This is a genomic window from Brevibacillus sp. YAE8 (genome assembly GCF_057543335.1).
Genome location: NZ_BAAIYG010000020.1, coordinates 26,154 through 42,701 on the forward strand (window position 1 = coordinate 26,154; position 16,548 = coordinate 42,701).

The following is a 16,548-nucleotide window of genomic DNA, read 5'->3' on the forward strand; positions in this document are numbered from 1 at the left end:
CTTACTCTTTCTTGTCAGGCGAGGCAGGGTCCTGTTTGTCTCCTGGATGCCCGAACGATTGGCGCATTTGCGTATCGGCTGCAATGTTTTGCAGGTTGTAGTAATCCATGACGCCCATTTTGCCGCTGGTCAGTGCTTCTGCCAAAGCAAGTGGAACCTGTGCCTCTGCCTCTACTACTTTCGCTTTCATTTCCTGTACGCGAGCGATCATTTCCTGCTCTTGGGCAACCGCCATCGCGCGGCGCTCCTCCGCTTTTGCCTGGGCGATGCGCTTGTCGGCTTCGGCCTGGTCGGTTTGCAGTTGCGCCCCGATGTTTTTGCCTACATCGACGTCCGCGATATCAATGGAGAGAATTTCGAATGCCGTTCCTGCATCCAGACCTTTGTTCAGTACGGTTTTGGAGATGAGGTCCGGATTTTCCAATACGTCCTTGTGGCTCGCGGACGAACCGATTGTCGAAACAATCCCTTCCCCGACGCGGGCGATGATCGTTTCTTCCCCCGCACCACCGACCAGACGGTCAATGTTGGCGCGTACCGTTACTTTTGCTTTTGTGCGCAGCTCGATACCGTCTTTGGCCATGGCTGCTACGACTGGCGTTTCGATAACTTTCGGGTTCACGCTCATTTGTACCGCTTCCAAGACGTCGCGCCCTGCCAGGTCAATCGCTGCGGCGCGCTCAAAGCCGAGCGGAATATCTGCGCGCTGCGCGGCTACCAATGCGTCCACGACACGGTCTACGTTACCGCCTGCCAAGTAGTGGCTCTCCAACTGGTTTGTATCCAACTGCAAGCCAGCTTTGCGCGCCTTGATGAGCGGATTTACGATGCGCGACGGAACGACGCGGCGAAGGCGCATGGCGACGAGCGTAATAATCCCGATGTTCACGCCCGAGGCGAGCGCGGAAATCCAGAGCATCACGGGAACAAACGAGAAGAAAATCGAGAGAGCTACGATGGCGACCGCCACCATAAATATGAGAGGTATCAATCCACTTTCCAACATGTGCAGTTCACTCCTTTATTCTTGTTCGGCTACGACGACGCGCGTGCCTTCCACTTGCACGACGACAATCGCCGTTCCGGCGTCGATAAAGCCTCCGGCCGAAACCGCATCGACGCGTTTTCCATCCACTTTCACGACACCAGCCGGACGCAAAGGCGTCAGGGCAACACCTGTTTTCCCTGCGAGGTCACGCTGGTCCTTCGGCGCCACATATCCTTCCTCGTTGCGCTGCGCGTCGCCGAGAACGAATTTGCCAAGCAGACCTTTGACGCCGTACCGTTTGATGAGCAGAAATGCCACCAGAGCCGTGACGATTGCCGCGAGCCCCAGCGAGGCGAGCCCTTGCTGCGTGTCGTAGGCAGCCATCACCAGGCCGGTCACGATGCTGATAAACCCGATCGCTCCGACGATACCGCCTGGCAGGAATATTTCCAAGATCATGAGTAAAATTCCGATGACAAACAGACCGATGTGCAGCCAGTTTGCAAAGCCTGCCACATAATGACCGAAGAAATACAGGCCGAAGGAAACCAGAGAGATCGTACCCGCGACCCCAAAGCCGGGTGCAAACAGCTCAACCACAATTCCTACCAGGCCGATGACCAACAGCAGGCTCATGACGTACGGGCTGGTCACCCAGCGCGCGACCTTTTCCCCGCCTGTCGGCTCGATCACCTGAAGGGAATCGCCCGGAACACCAAGGCTGGCCAGCAGCTCTTCCTTGCCGGAAACGACGCGGTCCGCGTAGCCCAACGTTTTGGCTTGCTGGGCGTCGAGCGAGAGCACCGTTCCTTTCGGCTTCAAGCCGGGAAACTCCGTATCCATTTCGACCATGGCCCGCGCCACATCAGGGTTGCGATTGTTCAAGCTGGCGGCCGCCGACATTTTTTTGCTCCATCCGGAGATGAACTTGATATCGGCTGCGTTGCCTGCCAGGTCAATCGGAGTCGCCGCCCCCATGCTGCTGCCTGGCGTCATAATGATTTCATTGGCATTCAAAGCGATGTAGGTACCCGCTGAAAAAGCTTGATTGTCAATGTAGGCAATGGTATGCATGGGAGATTGGCGGATGAGCTGCCCAATCTGGTCGGCAGCATCCACTTCGCCACCTGGCGTATTAATATGCAAGATGACAAGGTCTGCCTGCTGCTCCTGCGCGTCCGCGAAAGCTCTCTCCAAGAAGCTCTCCAGGCCGCGCTCAATCGTGTTGTCTACCGGAATCCAGACGGCTTTTTGATAAGACTGTGCAAACGTCCCTGGCGCTGCCAAAAACATCGAAAGCCCCATCATCAGGCAGAGAAACGAAAAGAGCAATCGCACACGGCGTAAAGCTGGCCTTGTTGCAGTCATTGCATTTACCTCCTTCCTCGTATCAGCTTCAACTTATGCCCAATAAGGTATACGAAGGAGAGGGAAGATTGTTTCAGATTTTTGTCAATAAGATGACCGCTCAAGCACCTTGACACGCCGCAAGCCGTATGTACCGCAAATTCCTCTGGGGGAAAAGAAAAAACCCAGCCATCATCTGGCTGAGTTTTCTCGTTCGTATCTATATGAGGTGTTGCTTGTCTACGATGGTAGTTCCTCAGATACAATCTTTTGCACGAGGGTTCCGTCTGCTCTGCCTTTCACTTTCGGCATGATTGCCCCCATCACTTTGCCCATCTCTTTTTTGGAGGCGGCATTTGTGGCGGCAATTGCTTCCCGAACGATATCGCGAATTTCGTCTTCGCTGAGCTGAGCGGGCAAGTAAGCGGAGAGCACGTCGATCTCTTCGCGCGATTTTAAGGCAAGTTCCTCACGGCCTGCCTTCTCAAATTCGTGGAGGGATTCACGGCGTTGTTTTAACTCACGAGTCAAGATGGTCAGCACTTCGTCTTCAGACAAAGTTCTGCCTTTGTTAATCTCTTCATTCTTTAAAGCGGCTTTCACCATGCGAATAACAGAGAGTTTTAGAGCAGCTTTGTCTTTCATTGCTTGCTTCATATCTTGATCGAGTCGCTCCATTACACTCATGATGGGCCCTCCGTCCATTAATACTTACGTTTGCGAGCTGCTTCGGATTTCTTTTTGCGCCTAATGCTAGGCTTCTCAAAGTGACGACGTTTACGCAGTTCCGCCATCACCCCGGATTTGGCGCTCTCACGCTTGAAGCGGCGAAGTGCGCTATCCAAAGACTCGTTTTTCTTGACTCGAATTTCTGCCATTTGTCTTCCCTCCCTCCGCTAAAACCGTGGGACGCCTGAATCGTGGTACGAACAGACTGTCACACTTCATTATAGGATAGATGACTAATGAAGGTCAACCTTTAGTTCATTTTTATTCGTGAAATCCTGACAAGAGGTGGTAATGAATGTGGAAAACTTCTTGTCCGCCTTCTTTTCCGCAGTTATTTACCAGGCGAAAACCGGACAGCTCCAGCTTTTTCGCCAACGTCTGCGCCACCCGGTGAATGTGGCCGATCAGCGGCAAATCTTCCTCCGTCACATCCATCAGTGTCGGAATCGGCTTGCGCGGGATAATCAGCAGATGGACGCGCGCCTTTGGTGCGATGTCATGAATGACGATGACCTGTTCGTCTTCGTATTCCACGCGGGCTGGAATTTCGCCCTCCATAATCCGGGTAAAAATGCTCTTCTCCATTTTGACAACCCCTTTCAGCTATGTATATGGCTTCGACGATTTCAAGGCACAGACAGTATCATGATAGCGGACGACACGCGGCAAATGCAACGGCCAGTCCCGCACTTTTGTCTTGCGGCCTTCCCGGGCGCGTGGTAGCATGACTTCGAGGATTCACGAGTTCGTGAACAACACGACTTCGCAGCTTCACGTTCGCGTTGTCGGCTTCCCGGTGGAGATAGATCCATGGATCAATAGAAAAAGGAGTTCGTGCACATGAAACCAATTGCACTGGAACAGGCCACAATCAATGCAGAAGGACTCTTGCTGGCAGGCTCCCCGCATCTTGTCTTGTCATCCGTTCACTTTGACACCCGCCAACTGAAAGCGGGTTCTTTATTCGTGGCGCTGACTGGCGGCGTTCGGGACGGCCACGACTTTTTGCTGCAAGCAGCCGAGCAAGGAGCAGTCGCGGCGCTCGTATCCAATCAGGAAAAAATTCCTGCGGGCTTGCCCGATGAGTTCGGGCTGATTCTCGTCAACGACACGTTGCGCGGTTTTCAAAAGCTGGCAGCCGCCTATCGGAAAGACTTTTCGATCCCGCATATCGCGATTACGGGCAGCATCGGGAAAACGACGGTGAAGGACATCGTAGCCCACGTACTCGAAGCGCGCTCCCCTGTCTACAAGACATATAAAAACTTGAACAATCATTTAGGCGTGCCGCTTTCCTTGCTACAAATGGAGCCGGAACATCAGGCCGCCGTCCTGGAGCTGGGGATGAACCACGCCGGGGAAATCGACTTGCTCGCCAGCCTGGTCAAGCCGCAAATCAGCGTGATTACGTACATTGGCGAATCGCATCTGGAGTTTTTCGGCACGCGGGAAAAAATTGCGCTCGCCAAGGCAGAGCTGCTGCCGCATACAGCCCCGGACGGCCTCGTCCTGCTGAACAAGGATTCGGAGTACTTGCCGCGCATTGCCCACCTGTATTCCGGCGAGATCATGTACTACTCGGTCAAGGAGCCTTGTGACCTGTGGGCAGAGCAAATCGAGCCGACCGACAGCGGGACGCAGTTTGACGTCTGCTTCGCTTCTGGGGAGCGCTTTTCCGCCTTCCTCCCGCTGCACGGCAAGCATAGCGTGCTGAACGCCCTGCCGGCTGTCGCCATCGCTAGACGCCTTGGCATGAGCGCCGAGCAGATCGTCGAAGCATTGTCGACTGTCAAGCTGTCCGCCATGCGCTTTGAGCAGGTGCCCTCCAGGCACGGCGCGCTGTACATCAGCGACGCCTACAACGCCAGCCCGTCGTCGATGGAAGCTGCTGCGCGCACGTTTGCCGAGCTGTTTTTCGCCCGCAAAAAAGTGCTCGTGCTCGGCGACATGTACGAGATGGGCCCGCAAAGCGCACAGATGCACGCGGGAGTCGGCCAAGCGCTCACAGACATTGCGGACCGCATCGAGCTGCTCGTCACCGTCGGCGAAGACAGCCGCCACCTGCACGATGCCTACGGCGGCCACAAGCTGCATTTTGCCACGAAGGCCGAGGCGCTTTCCGCTCTTTTGCCGCTGCGCGACGAGCGCCACGCCTTTTTGTTCAAAGCGTCAAAAGGCATGGAGCTGTGGACGCTGCTCTCCGATCTGGAAAATCGCGATTAAAAAACAGCGCCTCTCGTCCTGTACGGGACGCGCTGTTTCATGTGCGGCAGCGGCTATGGCTCCTGCGGCTCGCAGCGTGCCGGGGGCGTGCTCGGGTCAAGAGCCCGGTGTGCCTGCTGTTCGCTTTTGGCTTTTTGCGGGCGGCGTGGCGAAAAAGAAAAAGGCGCTATTTGCTAGCACCTTTCCTTTTGCCTATTCCAACCCTTCCGCTTCGACGATGTTGCGCTGCTTGTCAGCGTGGCGCTCGAGCGCGAGCTGCACCAGGCGGTCAATCAGCTCGCTGTAACTGACACCCGCTGCCTGAAACAGCATCGGGTACATGCTGAACGGCGTGAAGCCTGGCATCGTGTTCACTTCGTTGATGTACAGTTTGTCATTTTTCTCGTCCCAGAAAAAGTCGACGCGGGAGAGCCCGGAACCATCCAGCGCCTGGAACGCTTTTTTCGCAATGTCGGCGATCCCGTCTGCGACATGCTCGGGAATGACGGCAGGAATGGACAACTCTGTGCCCGCTCCCTTGTACTTGGCTTCGTAATCGTAAAATTCCTTGGCGGCGATGATCTCGCCCACCACAGACGTCACAAGCTCCTCGTTGCCGAGTACGCCAATTTCCAGCTCCCGCGCCTGGACAAACTCTTCCACGATCAGTCTGCGGTCAAAACGGGCAGCCAGATTGAGCGCTTGCACCAGCTCCGCACGGTTTTTCGCCTTGCTGATCCCGACGCTAGAGCCCATGTTCGCTGGCTTGACAAAGCACGGATAGCCGAGTTTGCGCTCGATGTTTTCCGCGACTTCCTCGGGGTTTTTCTCCCATTGCGAGCGCAAAAGACCGACGTACTTGACCTGCGGCAAACCGACTTGGGCGAAGACGGTTTTCATCATCCATTTGTCCATGCCGACCGCGGAGGCCATGACGCCCGTGCCGACATAAGGCAGGTTGGCAAGCTCGAGCATCCCCTGAATCGTGCCGTCCTCGCCGTTTGGGCCGTGGACGACCGGAAAGATCACATCTACCTGCTGGCCGATGGAAAACAACGATGCCGGCTTGCTCGCCGGGATGAGTTCCTGTCCCGATCCGGTTGCCTGGTTGATCGCCTGGTCGCCTGTCGTCAAGCGCAGCGCGTCGATTTTTTCCGGCAGTTGGCCTGCCAGCGCCTCTCCTTTTACCCAGGAGCCGTCCAATTGCACGTAAATTGGCGTTACCTCGTATTTATTCGCATCCACAGCCTTCATGATCGACAAGGCCGTCCGCAAAGAAACCTCGTGCTCCGAGGATTTTCCCCCATAAATAATTCCCAGACGGATTTTTTCTGTTCCCATCCGTGCCATGCTCCTTTCCTCTGTGGCAGGCAAAGAGTCTACCTTAGTTTCATCTCTCTCCTATGCTATGCACGCGCCCAGCATCTGCACTTTGTACCGGGCAAAAGCTCGTCATTTAGCATACACAAACCGACCGGCAAATACAAGAGAAGCAAGTATCACCCACCGCGAAACTTCGTCATATCATGGGAAGTAAAGACCCTGTCATGGAGCTATTTTGCTGGAGGGATGTCCATGAGAGACTACTTGCTTTACTGTACGTATTGCTCCACGTACACGCTGCTGCACAGCTATGACAAAGACAACGGCGCCTTTTTGGGGGAGTACTCGCTCCTTCACAACGACTACACGCGGGACAGCATCGTCCTGAACAAATTTTTGCTCGCTCACCTCGGTCACACCATCCGGCCGATTCCCTCCCAGACGGATGACTATCGGCAAATTATTTGCAACGCCTCCCATTTTCTCGAGGATGACATCGACAAATATGTGGAGGAAAGCCAGCAACGGGCGAAGTTCCGGGAGCGGAACCGCAAGAGCGAGCGCGAAATCGGCCAGGTCCAGCTCTACCTCATCGAGCATTTGCTGACCCACGAGCTGCAAACATTAAGCCAGGCCCGCGCCGCTACCCCCGCCGAAGGACAAGTCTTGCTCGGAAAAGAGCTCGGCTTCAAAAAAGCTCTCGACCTCGTCCGGCAGGTGAAAAACGACAAGCAGTTTGCGCAGTAAGCCTGGCAGGCTGGCGAAATCGGCGCGCGGATGTCAGCCAGCTAGCGCGAGCAGCGACCCCATTCCACGTGAACGCAAAAACAGCGCCAGATACGCTTCGGCGCTGTTTTCTTTTTCTACTTGCGATCGCGCACTTCAAAAATGGCGAACTTCAAGTAATGCGCTTCGTCGGCCCCGCTGATTTGCGGGTGGTCTTTCCCGGCTCCGCGCCACTCGATCAGCCGCAAGATTTTTTTCGCATCGACGGCCGCTTCCTGGATCGTTTCCAAAAACAGCTCCGGCGACATATGGTACGAGCAGGAGGCAGTGACCAAAAAACCGCCCGGACGGACGAGCTTCATCCCGTTCAGGTTGATATCCTTGTAACCGCGGCAGGCGCCTTTGACTGCGCCACGCGACTTGGCGAAAGCTGGCGGATCGAGAATGACCACGTCCCAGCTTTTGCCCGCCTCCACGTTTTCCCGCAAATAGTCAAACGCATTGGCTACGACAAACTCGACGCGGTGCAAAAAGCCGTTCAAGGTGATGTTGCGCTTCGCCGTTTCGATGGCGTGCTCGGAGATGTCGAGCGCCGTCACTTTTTTCGCCCCGTGCTTGCAGGCGTTCAGCGTGAACGAGCCTGTATGCGTGAAGCACTCCAGCACCTCTGCCCCGTCCCAGAACGGATTTTTGACTACTTTTCCCCGCTTGTCGACGGGCATGAGCTTTTGCTCGCCATCTGTTTCTACCTGCTGTAGTGTAATGCCGTGCTTTTCGCCCCACCCTTTCATCAATGGCGCGATCGAAGCGCGGTTTTCCCGCTGGTCGTAGAAAAATCCGGTTTTTTGCCCCTCGACGATATCCACATAGTACTTCAGACCGTTTTCCTCGATCAATACTTCACGCGGACATTCTCCGTACAGAACGCCTTTTCCTTCCGCCAGCCCTTCCAGCTTGCGCACAGGCACGTCGTTGCGCAAATAGATGCCCGTCGGCGCAAACACTTCCACGAGCGCATCGGAAATCCAGTCGATCCGCTTTTCCATGCCCAGCGAAAGAACTTGTACGACCAGCGTATCCTCGTAGCGGTCCACGATCAGCCCAGGCAAAAAATCGGCCTCGCCGTAAATGACGCGGCAGGCGCGCGGGTTGTCCACAAATCTGTCGCGAAACTGTGCAGCTTGTCTGATTTTGCGCAAGAAAAACGCATAGTCGATCGCTTCGTTCGGGTCGTAGCTCAAAATGCGCACGATCATTTGCGATGCTGGGTTGATGTAGCCTTTTGCCAAAAAGTGTCCTTTGTGGTTCGTCACTTCGACGATTTCACCCGGCACGACCTCGCCCTGAATTTCCAATACTTCCGACTGAAAAACCCACGGGTGGCCCGCTTCTAGCCGCTTTTTCCGATGCTGATTCAGTAGCACTCTCGCCATGCAGTCAGTCCTCTCCTTGTCATGCTTGCCCCTGTACAGGCATAGCGTTATAGTAACTTCCTTTACGGTTGGCCCCGCGTTTTTAACGGCCAGCCTCGCTTGCTATTGTAATCAAGAAGGAGGAACCCAACTTGTGATGTTCTCCATCCTCGCCCCGTTTACGCTCGGGCTCTGTTTTTTTCTGCTTGGTATGTATGCGATGCGGACTGGCTTTCAAAATCTGGCAGGCAAAAAAATGGAAGAATGGATGTCGCGCTTCACCCGCACGCCCTACCATAGCTTCTGGGTCGGACTGATCGCCACGTTTGTCCTGCAAAGCTCCAGCGCCGTAACCGTCCTGACCATCGGCCTGACCAATGCGGGCATCATCCAGTTCGCCCAGACAGTCGGCATCATCCTCGGGACCAATCTGGGCACAACGGTGACGACAGAGCTGGTCGCATTGAAACTGGAGTCGTTTGCCATCCCGATGTTGCTCGTCGGCGTGGCTCTCTGGCTGATGCCCCGCCCGAACGTTCGCTGCACAGGGCTTGTCATTGCGGGCTTCGGCCTGATCTTCCTCGGGATTGATACGTTGAAGCTGATGGCAAAGCCGTTGGAACAGTCCGAGACGTTCCGCTCCCTTTTCCTGGAAAGCAGCCACTCCATCTGGATCGGGCTTGTCACCGGGATCATTTTCACCGCGCTCATCCACAGCGGATCAGCGACGACCGTCATTACGATGGGGCTGCTCACCCATCAGATTTTGTCCATGGAGACAGCGCTTGCCATCGTGCTTGGGGCCAATATCGGCACATGCTTCACCGCTGTCATTGCCGCGATCGGAACGAATACGGCCTCGAAGCAGGTTGCCTGGTGCCATACGCTCTTCAACGTCGCAGGCGCGATTGTCTTTTTGCCTTTTTTATCCCAGCTTGCCCAGGTCAGCGCCTTTTTAACGGCAAGCCCTTCGATGCAAATCGCCCATTCGCAGACGCTCTTCAATCTGATCTGCTCCATGGCCGCCTTGCCGTTTGTGCCCCAGATTGCCCGCTTCATCCAGTGGATCATTCCAGATAAGCGGCAGCCGCCTACACCGACCGTATGGCTTAAAAAGAAAACGGGATGAGGTAGAGCGAGGTGACGACGCCCGCAACGATCATCGCGACGCTCGAAGCCGCTGTCTGGACAGGGGAAATCCGGTTCAAGCTGGCTGTTCCAATCGCATGCGCGCTCGTTCCCACGGCGATCCCGATTGCCCAGTCATCTGTAATCCGGCCCCATTTGAGGACAGGTCGCGCGATCATCACTCCGACCATGCCTGTCAGTGCGGTAAAAAAGGCAGCGAGAGCAGGCACTCCGCCAATCGAGGCAGCCAGCTCCAACGCAATCGGCGTCGTGACCGATTTGCTCAGCATGCTTTTCAGCAGCATATCGTCTGAGCCAAAGCACCAGTGGATCGCATACACAGACGCAATCGCCACGGCACACCCCGCGCAGACTCCGAGCAAAACGCCGCGCCAGATGTGGGCAAACTCTCTGATTTGTCTGGCGAGCGGAACCGCCAACGCGACGGTAGCCGGACCGAGCCAGAACGAAATCCACTGTCCTCCGGCAGAAAAAGCTTCCCAGTCACCGCTTGCGGCCCACCAGATGACCCAGACGAGCACGACCGCCACAATCAGCGGCTGCAAGCGGGGAAAGCGGGCGTTGACCAGCATCGCCCCGCGATAGCCCGCCAGCGTGACCAGGATCGCGAACCATTGGCTAAGCATCCAGCGTCCTCCTTCCTTCCGGCACGGAAGCTTGCGTCTTCTTCTGCTGCTGGCGGCGCAAATAGCTCTGGACGACACGGCCAGTCACGAGCATGACGAGCATCGGCGCTACAATCATCGACAGCGCAATCGACCATGGAGCCTGGGCAAACAAATTCAAATAGCTGGCCACCCCGACGATAATCGGAACGAAAAACAGCATCATGTGGCGAACGAGAAACGTGCTCGCCCGCTCTACCCACTCCATCCGAACCCAGCCCGTGACAAGCCCCAGCGTCAACAAGAGCATCCCGACCAGGTTGCCAGGCAAAGGGATATGCAGCCACTTGCTCGCAAGCACCCCCACTCCATAAAAAGCAAGAAGAATACCGATCCCCGTGACCATTTTCATCTGCCACACCCCTCTCCCGCTTTCTCCTCTCGTCTTCTTTTGTTTCGGTCGTTTCATGCAAAAAAAGTAGGAAAAAGCCCGGCCTTACTTGGCCAGGCTTTGCTTGTGCATGCTAGTATCCGCTGCCTGTTGCTTTTGCGCCCGTCACAATCGAAATGCCGGAGCTTGTACCGATACGGCTCGCCCCTGCCTCGATCATCGCGAGAGCTGCCTCGCCGTCGCGCACGCCGCCGGATGCTTTTACCCCGATATCAGGGCCGACGGTTTTGCGCATCAAAGCAATGTCTTCTACCGTTGCTCCACCTGGTCCAAAGCCGGTGGACGTTTTCACGTAATCCGCGCCTGCTTCCACGCAGAGCTTGCACGCGATTTCTTTTTCCTGGTCCGTGAGAAGACCTGTCTCCAAAATCACTTTCACAAGCACGTCTCCCGCCGCTTGCTTCACGGCAGCCACATCCTGCTTCACGGTTTCCAGGTCACCGGATTTCAGGGCGCCGACGTTCAGCACCATATCGACTTCTGTTGCGCCGTTGGCAATCGCGTCGCGCGTTTCCGCCACTTTTGCCGCCGTCGTGTTCGCTCCCAGAGGGAAGCCGATCACGGTGCACACTTTCACATCTGTACCCGCCAACAGCTCGGCAGAACGCTTCACCCAGTATGGATTGACGCACACAGACATGAAATCGTGCTCTTTCGCTTCCGCGCAGAGCTTGTCGATCATCTCCTGCGTAGCTTCCGGCTTCAAAAGGGTATGGTCGATAAATTTGTTCAATTGCATAAACTACACCTCAATCCCGAGTTTTTGGAAGGCAAGGCGAAAAATGTCGTCGTTGTTCCGGTATCCGCGCTGCAGTTGCAGCTCCCAGGCCTCTTTGGCAGGATGCCAATGAACATCGTTGATTTCTTCCAGTTGCACTGTAATCTCTGTATTGTAGGCTTCCACCAGATAATAGTGGACTTCCTTGTCGACGGACTCCCCCGTCACCGGATGCGTGTAGACGTAGGTAATCATGTCCAGCTTGGCGTCGAGACGCCCTGCGACTCCTGTCTCCTCCAACACTTCACGCAAAGCGGTTTCTTCAATCGTCTCGCCGATTTCCTGCTTGCCTTTTGCCAGCGTGACTTTGCCATAGCGGTCTTCGATCAAAAGAAGCATGTGCTGTCCGTCTTGCAACTGATAGACTACGCCTCCTGCCGATATCTCCTTCATATGGCTCGCTCCTTCAAATAAGGCAGCAGCTCCGTCTCAACGACGCGGACAAAAGTCCCTTGGCAATATTCAGAGCCTGGTTTGTCCAGTCTGACCTTGCAAATTTTTCCGATCATGCTCTCGTCGCCAGGGAACACGACGTTCAGGTAGTTGTCGGAGTAGCCCATCAACAGGCCGCTGTCCGGCGCATCTTTGAACGGGCGCTCTGGAATCACTTCCAGCACGTCGCCGACGAATTGCTTGGAGTACGCCATGGTCAGCTCCTGGTTCAGCTCAAGCAATTTCGTTACGCGCTCGTGTTTTTCCTCTTCCGGAATCTGATCGGTCATCCGGGCGGCTGGCGTACCTGTCCGCATCGAGTACGGGAATACGTGCAGCTCCGCAAAGCCGATTTTTTTGATGAAGTTGTAGCCGTTCATGAACTGCTCCTCGGTCTCGCCCGGGAAGCCGACAATGACGTCTGTGGTGATCGCCGCACCCGGCAGCGCTTCACGCACTTTCACCATTTTTTCGTAAAACTCAGCCGTTGTGTACTTGCGGCGCATGCGCTTCAACACTTCGTCGTCGCCCGCCTGCAGCGGCACGTGCAGATGGCGTACGACGCGGTCGGAATTGTTGATGACTTCGATGACTTCATCGGTAATCTGGCTCGCCTCGATCGAGCTGATGCGGATGCGCTTGAGCCCATCCACCTGATGCAAGTCGACCAGCAACTTGGCCAGGTTGTAGTCTTCCAGGTCTTCGCCGTATCCGCCTGTATGAATCCCGGTCAGAACGATTTCCAGGTAGCCTGCTTCCACCAGCTTTTTCGCCTGCTCGACAACGCTCTCCGGCTTGCGGGAGCGCATCAGGCCGCGCGCCCACGGAATGATGCAAAACGTGCAAAAGTTGTTGCAGCCTTCCTGAATTTTCAGCGAGGCGCGGGTTCTGTCCGTGAAGTTCGGGACGTCCAGCTCCTCAAACTCGCGAGCTTTCATGATGTTGCCAACCGCGTTGATCGGCTTGCGCTCGGCTTGAATTTGCTTGACGTATTCGGTCAGCTTCTCGCGGCCTTGCGTTCCCACGACGATATCCACGCCCGGGATTTGCGCGATCTCGCTGGGAGATGTTTGCGCATAGCAGCCGGTTACCGCGACAATCGCGTCCGGGTTGCGGCGAATCGCGCGGCGGATGACTTGACGGCTCTTTTTATCACCTGTATTCGTAACGGTACAAGTATTAATCACGTAAACATCGGCGTCGTCCTGTTCAAAGTCGACTCGCTCGTAGCCTTCTGCCTTGAACAGTTGCCAGATCGCCTCTGTCTCATAGCTGTTCACTTTGCAGCCTAATGTATGAAAAGCAACGGTAGACATTGCCATTCCTCCTTTCGCTTGCGCTCATCCTTTTTGATGCGATGAAGCTTTTCGTTCAAACTGGTAGGAAGCGGCGGCGAGCACGTATTGGCTTGCCGTTTCCGTGCGCAAAATGCGGGGGCCAAGCGACACTGTCAAAAATCCTTTGCTCTCCGCCTGGGCTACTTCCTCCTGGGAAAAGCCCCCTTCAGGGCCAATCAGGACGAGCAGGGAATCGCCAGCCGACATCTGCTCCAGCACCTCATGAACGGTCGTACTGCCTTCCTTTTCATAGGCGATGGCCACATGCGTATAGGCTTGCCCTGCCGCAAGCGCCTCGCGAAACGAAACAGGTGCGAGCAGCTCAGGCAAAACGGCCCTGTGCGACTGCTCGGCTGCCTCCTTGACGATTTTGCGCCAGCGCTCCAGCTTTTTCGCTTCTTTTTTGGCGTCCAGTTTTACGATGGTCCGTTCAGAGGAAAACGGAAAAAAGGAGTACGCTCCGAGTTCCGTCCCCTTTTGCAAGATCCACTCCATCTTCTCGCCTTTTGGCATGCCTTGCCCAATGGTAACGCGGATCGGCAGTTCGCGCTCTTCCTGGAGCAGTTCGATCACTTCTGCCTGGACTTCCTTGGCAGACAAACTGACGAGCCTGGCTCGCGCCGATCTGCCCGCTCCGTCCGAGACGAGGATTTCGTCCCCGATCCGCGCTCGCATCACGTTTACGATATGGTGAACATCGTCTCCGATAATCGTTAGCTCATGCTCATGAAAGAGATGTGGCTCGACAAAATATCGTTGCATCTCGCCAACCTCACTATTCTATCGTTTTTTTGCGACAATTGCTACCCAGTCGTCGATGAAAATGGTTTCCACGACTTCAAGCCCAGAAGCGACCAAAGCGGCTTTGACGTCCGCTTCCCGCGCCGCGATAATGCCGGATGCGATGAACGTGCCGCCTGGCTTCAGCACGCGGAATACATCGTCTGTGAAGCGCAAGATGACTTCCGCCAAAATGTTGGCGACGATGACCTCCACCTGCTCCTCGATGCCATCCAGCAAGTTGTTCTGTCTGACGGTGATGTGCTCGCTCACGCCGTTCAGCTCGGTGTTGGCCTGGGCGGAGCGCACCGCCACCTCGTCCAAGTCCATCGCAATCACGTCTTTGGCCCCCAGCTTGATCGCAGCAATGCTCAAAATCGCCGTTCCGGTTCCCACGTCGTACACGCGATCGCCTTTTGTCAAATACTTTTCCAGCGCGCGCAAACAGAGAATCGTCGTCGGATGCGTCCCTGTCCCAAAAGCCATTCCCGGGTCCATCTCGATGATGATTTCTTCCGGGTGGCGCGGCTCATACTCTTCCCAGACAGGCTTGATCGTCATCCGGTCAGAGACGTGCACAGGCTTGTAATACTTTTTCCAGGCGTGGGCCCATTCGTCCTCGTGAACATCGTTTACGGCGATCGACGCCTTGCCGATGTCCAGGCCGTAGTCGGTCAGTTGCGCCAGTTGCTCTTTCAATTCTTCCACGACATCAATCAACTCGCTGCTGTCAACGGGCAAATACGCTTTGACGAATACGCCCTCGGCCGGAAAATCGTCAGGAGAGAGCTGGTAGATTTCGCCAAAGGGGGTATCCCACTCGCGATAGAGCACCTCCGGGTCTTCGATGACGACACCGTTAGCCCCCATTTCATAGAGAAGGCTGGACACCGCCTCCGTAGCCTCCGCTGTTGTATGGATACTGATTTCTGACCATTTCACGAATCTACCACTCCCCACTTTTGCTTTCCTGATGAACTTGTTTAACTGCAAGCGGACAAAACCGCGACCGATTACTCGCCGCGGAATGCCCGTTTCATTTTTTCAAAAAAGCTTTCGTCTTCTCCGCCTGCGCCATGCTGTCCCGGCTTCTCTCCGGACAGTTCAGCCAACTCGCGCAGAAGCTCTTTTTGCCTGTCGCTGAGCTTCGTCGGCGTGATGACGCGCACTTTGACGTGCTGATCGCCACGGCCGTTGCCTCGCAGGTGCGGCACACCTTTTCCACGCAAGCGGAAGAAGGTTTCTGTCTGTGTTCCCGCCGGGATTTTCAGCTTCACGCGGCCATCCACGGTTGGCACCTCGATCTCGTCGCCGAGCGCCGCCTGTGCGTAAGTGAGCGGCACTTCGCAGTAAATATCGTTGCCTTCGCGCTCGAAAAACTCGTGGCTTTTCACGCGCAGCACGACGTACAAATCACCTGGAGGCCCTCCGTTGGCTCCCGGTTCCCCTTCGCCCGAGACGCGCAATTGCGCTCCGTCATCGACACCTGCCGGGATGTTGAGATGAATTTTGCGGCGTATCTTGACGCGTCCACTGCCTCGGCACGTGGAGCATTTTTCTTTGAAAACTTTTCCTTTGCCTTCGCACGTGGAGCAGACGCGACGGTTGACGATGCGGCCAAACGGCGTGTTCGCTGCCACTTCCTGCTGCCCGGTACCGTGACAAGTTTTGCACGTCTCGACGCCTGTTCCCGGTTTGGCCCCGGAGCCGAGGCACGTATCGCACTCCGCTTCTTTCGGGATTTCCACATCGGTTTCTTTTCCAAAAATCGCGTCGATAAAATCAATGCTCAGGCCGAATTGCAGATCGGCCCCTTTGCGCGGCGCGTTCGGGTTCGCGCGTCTGCCGCCGCCACCGAAGAACATGTCAAAAATGTCTCCGAAGCCGCCCATGCCCGACGTGTCAAACCCTCCGCCGCCAAAGCCCTGATTCGGGTCCTGATGGCCGAAACGATCGTACTGCGCGCGTTTTTGCGGTTCAGACAGGACATCGTAAGCTTCCTTGACTTCCTTGAACTTTTCTTCCGCATCAGCGGCTTTATTTACATCCGGATGGTACTGGCGGGCAAGCTTCCGGTACGCTTTCTTGATTTCTTCCGCGTCCGCGTCCTTGGCTACTCCCAGAACCTCGTAGTAATCGCGTTTCATCTCCTAATATCACTCCCATGACAGTCAACTGTTATCATAGCATGTGACAGACCCGAAAAAAAGTCAAAGTCAGCTTTTGCGTGACTTTGACTTCCATGGGGTCACATCGCGGGGAGCGAGGGGAGAATCGCTCTCCCCTCCC

Annotated in this window: 18 protein-coding genes; 3 read left to right on the forward strand and 15 right to left on the reverse strand. The window is 55.6% G+C overall.

Annotation, left to right across the window (positions count from 1 at the left end; genetic code table 11):
• Position 1: 1 nt before the first annotated feature.
• The 5 genes from floA to AC27IT_RS19745 all read right to left on the reverse strand — a co-directional run bounded on the left by floA (position 2) and on the right by AC27IT_RS19745 (position 3,649).
• On the reverse strand, positions 2 to 1,006 hold the full coding sequence (floA, locus tag AC27IT_RS19725) for a flotillin-like protein FloA (protein ID WP_005833071.1): 1,005 nt from the start codon (positions 1,004 to 1,006) through the stop codon (positions 2 to 4).
• 15 nt (positions 1,007 to 1,021) lie between these two features.
• Positions 1,022 to 2,356, reverse strand: coding sequence for an NfeD family protein (locus AC27IT_RS19730; RefSeq protein ID WP_007777576.1), 1,335 nt, complete (start codon positions 2,354 to 2,356; stop codon positions 1,022 to 1,024).
• A 219-nt stretch (positions 2,357 to 2,575) separates the two neighbouring features.
• Complete coding sequence (locus tag AC27IT_RS19735; protein WP_005833074.1) at positions 2,576 to 3,022, reverse strand: GatB/YqeY domain-containing protein; 447 nt, start codon at positions 3,020 to 3,022, stop codon at positions 2,576 to 2,578.
• Positions 3,023 to 3,039: 17 nt separating this feature from the next.
• Positions 3,040 to 3,213 (reverse strand): 30S ribosomal protein S21, encoded by a 174-nt coding sequence (gene rpsU, locus AC27IT_RS19740; RefSeq protein WP_005833076.1) that lies wholly within the window; start codon positions 3,211 to 3,213, stop codon positions 3,040 to 3,042.
• Positions 3,214 to 3,325: 112 nt separating this feature from the next.
• Positions 3,326 to 3,649: a histidine triad nucleotide-binding protein gene (locus tag AC27IT_RS19745; RefSeq protein WP_005833078.1), complete on the reverse strand. Its 324-nt coding sequence runs from the start codon at positions 3,647 to 3,649 to the stop codon at positions 3,326 to 3,328.
• A gap of 255 nt (positions 3,650 to 3,904) precedes the next feature.
• On the opposite strand from AC27IT_RS19745, the gene AC27IT_RS19750 reads away from it, so the two are divergent.
• On the forward strand, positions 3,905 to 5,287 hold the full coding sequence (locus AC27IT_RS19750) for a UDP-N-acetylmuramoyl-tripeptide--D-alanyl-D-alanine ligase (protein WP_005833080.1): 1,383 nt from the start codon (positions 3,905 to 3,907) through the stop codon (positions 5,285 to 5,287).
• Positions 5,288 to 5,479: 192 nt separating this feature from the next.
• On the opposite strand, the gene AC27IT_RS19755 is transcribed toward AC27IT_RS19750, so the two are convergent.
• A complete protein-coding gene (locus AC27IT_RS19755; protein WP_005833082.1) occupies positions 5,480 to 6,607 on the reverse strand; it encodes a D-alanine--D-alanine ligase in 1,128 nt (375 codons plus the stop codon).
• A 234-nt stretch (positions 6,608 to 6,841) separates the two neighbouring features.
• On the opposite strand from AC27IT_RS19755, the gene AC27IT_RS19760 reads away from it, so the two are divergent.
• Positions 6,842 to 7,336 (forward strand): hypothetical protein, encoded by a 495-nt coding sequence (locus AC27IT_RS19760; RefSeq protein ID WP_007777570.1) that lies wholly within the window; start codon positions 6,842 to 6,844, stop codon positions 7,334 to 7,336.
• A 116-nt stretch (positions 7,337 to 7,452) separates the two neighbouring features.
• On the opposite strand, the gene AC27IT_RS19765 is transcribed toward AC27IT_RS19760, so the two are convergent.
• Entirely contained in the window at positions 7,453 to 8,748 is a 1,296-nt protein-coding gene (locus AC27IT_RS19765; RefSeq protein WP_005833084.1) for a class I SAM-dependent rRNA methyltransferase, read from the reverse strand.
• A 133-nt stretch (positions 8,749 to 8,881) separates the two neighbouring features.
• On the opposite strand from AC27IT_RS19765, the gene AC27IT_RS19770 reads away from it, so the two are divergent.
• Complete coding sequence (locus tag AC27IT_RS19770) at positions 8,882 to 9,856, forward strand: Na/Pi cotransporter family protein (RefSeq protein WP_007777562.1); 975 nt, start codon at positions 8,882 to 8,884, stop codon at positions 9,854 to 9,856.
• On the opposite strand, the gene AC27IT_RS19775 is transcribed toward AC27IT_RS19770, so the two are convergent.
• The 8 genes from AC27IT_RS19775 to dnaJ form a co-directional block, all read right to left on the reverse strand.
• Entirely contained in the window at positions 9,837 to 10,502 is a 666-nt protein-coding gene (locus AC27IT_RS19775) for an LrgB family protein (protein WP_005833089.1), read from the reverse strand. The two genes, AC27IT_RS19770 and AC27IT_RS19775, sit on opposite strands and share 20 nt — an antisense overlap.
• Positions 10,495 to 10,893 (reverse strand): CidA/LrgA family protein, encoded by a 399-nt coding sequence (locus AC27IT_RS19780; RefSeq protein ID WP_005833091.1) that lies wholly within the window; start codon positions 10,891 to 10,893, stop codon positions 10,495 to 10,497. The genes AC27IT_RS19775 and AC27IT_RS19780 overlap by 8 nt, the downstream gene beginning before the upstream one ends.
• Positions 10,894 to 11,005: 112 nt before the next feature.
• Complete coding sequence (gene deoC / locus AC27IT_RS19785; RefSeq protein WP_005833092.1) at positions 11,006 to 11,671, reverse strand: deoxyribose-phosphate aldolase; 666 nt, start codon at positions 11,669 to 11,671, stop codon at positions 11,006 to 11,008.
• Positions 11,672 to 11,674: 3 nt separating this feature from the next.
• On the reverse strand, positions 11,675 to 12,103 hold the full coding sequence (locus AC27IT_RS19790) for an NUDIX hydrolase (protein ID WP_005833094.1): 429 nt from the start codon (positions 12,101 to 12,103) through the stop codon (positions 11,675 to 11,677).
• On the reverse strand, positions 12,100 to 13,458 hold the full coding sequence (gene mtaB, locus AC27IT_RS19795) for a tRNA (N(6)-L-threonylcarbamoyladenosine(37)-C(2))-methylthiotransferase MtaB (protein ID WP_005833096.1): 1,359 nt from the start codon (positions 13,456 to 13,458) through the stop codon (positions 12,100 to 12,102). Before mtaB ends, AC27IT_RS19790 begins: the two co-directional genes overlap by 4 nt.
• Positions 13,459 to 13,482: 24 nt before the next feature.
• Positions 13,483 to 14,241, reverse strand: a complete 759-nt coding sequence (locus tag AC27IT_RS19800; protein WP_487092060.1) for a 16S rRNA (uracil(1498)-N(3))-methyltransferase — start codon at positions 14,239 to 14,241, stop codon at positions 13,483 to 13,485.
• Between the two features lie 18 nt (positions 14,242 to 14,259).
• A complete protein-coding gene (gene prmA, locus AC27IT_RS19805; protein ID WP_005833100.1) occupies positions 14,260 to 15,201 on the reverse strand; it encodes a 50S ribosomal protein L11 methyltransferase in 942 nt (313 codons plus the stop codon).
• 71 nt (positions 15,202 to 15,272) lie between these two features.
• On the reverse strand, positions 15,273 to 16,406 hold the full coding sequence (gene dnaJ, locus AC27IT_RS19810) for a molecular chaperone DnaJ (protein ID WP_005833102.1): 1,134 nt from the start codon (positions 16,404 to 16,406) through the stop codon (positions 15,273 to 15,275).
• Between the last annotated feature and the right edge of the window lie 142 nt (positions 16,407 to 16,548).

What these genes read in the sequence shown, in the direction of transcription:
- floA (WP_005833071.1), bottom strand. Translation starts at nt 1,006, where the DNA reads ATGTTGGAAAGTGGATTGATACCTCTCATATTTATGGTGGCGGTCGCC.
- AC27IT_RS19790 (WP_005833094.1), bottom strand. Translation starts at nt 12,103, where the DNA reads ATGAAGGAGATATCGGCAGGAGGCGTAGTCTATCAGTTGCAAGACGGA.
- AC27IT_RS19760 (WP_007777570.1), top strand. Translation starts at nt 6,842, where the DNA reads ATGAGAGACTACTTGCTTTACTGTACGTATTGCTCCACGTACACGCTG.
- AC27IT_RS19780 (WP_005833091.1), bottom strand. Translation starts at nt 10,893, where the DNA reads ATGAAAATGGTCACGGGGATCGGTATTCTTCTTGCTTTTTATGGAGTG.
- AC27IT_RS19800 (WP_487092060.1), bottom strand. Translation starts at nt 14,241, where the DNA reads ATGCAACGATATTTTGTCGAGCCACATCTCTTTCATGAGCATGAGCTA.
- AC27IT_RS19775 (WP_005833089.1), bottom strand. Translation starts at nt 10,502, where the DNA reads ATGCTTAGCCAATGGTTCGCGATCCTGGTCACGCTGGCGGGCTATCGC.
- AC27IT_RS19755 (WP_005833082.1), bottom strand. Translation starts at nt 6,607, where the DNA reads ATGGGAACAGAAAAAATCCGTCTGGGAATTATTTATGGGGGAAAATCC.
- AC27IT_RS19735 (WP_005833074.1), bottom strand. Translation starts at nt 3,022, where the DNA reads ATGAGTGTAATGGAGCGACTCGATCAAGATATGAAGCAAGCAATGAAA.
- AC27IT_RS19730 (WP_007777576.1), bottom strand. Translation starts at nt 2,356, where the DNA reads ATGACTGCAACAAGGCCAGCTTTACGCCGTGTGCGATTGCTCTTTTCG.
- deoC (WP_005833092.1), bottom strand. Translation starts at nt 11,671, where the DNA reads ATGCAATTGAACAAATTTATCGACCATACCCTTTTGAAGCCGGAAGCT.
- mtaB (WP_005833096.1), bottom strand. Translation starts at nt 13,458, where the DNA reads ATGTCTACCGTTGCTTTTCATACATTAGGCTGCAAAGTGAACAGCTAT.
- AC27IT_RS19765 (WP_005833084.1), bottom strand. Translation starts at nt 8,748, where the DNA reads ATGGCGAGAGTGCTACTGAATCAGCATCGGAAAAAGCGGCTAGAAGCG.
- AC27IT_RS19750 (WP_005833080.1), top strand. Translation starts at nt 3,905, where the DNA reads ATGAAACCAATTGCACTGGAACAGGCCACAATCAATGCAGAAGGACTC.
- rpsU (WP_005833076.1), bottom strand. Translation starts at nt 3,213, where the DNA reads ATGGCAGAAATTCGAGTCAAGAAAAACGAGTCTTTGGATAGCGCACTT.
- dnaJ (WP_005833102.1), bottom strand. Translation starts at nt 16,406, where the DNA reads ATGAAACGCGATTACTACGAGGTTCTGGGAGTAGCCAAGGACGCGGAC.
- AC27IT_RS19745 (WP_005833078.1), bottom strand. Translation starts at nt 3,649, where the DNA reads ATGGAGAAGAGCATTTTTACCCGGATTATGGAGGGCGAAATTCCAGCC.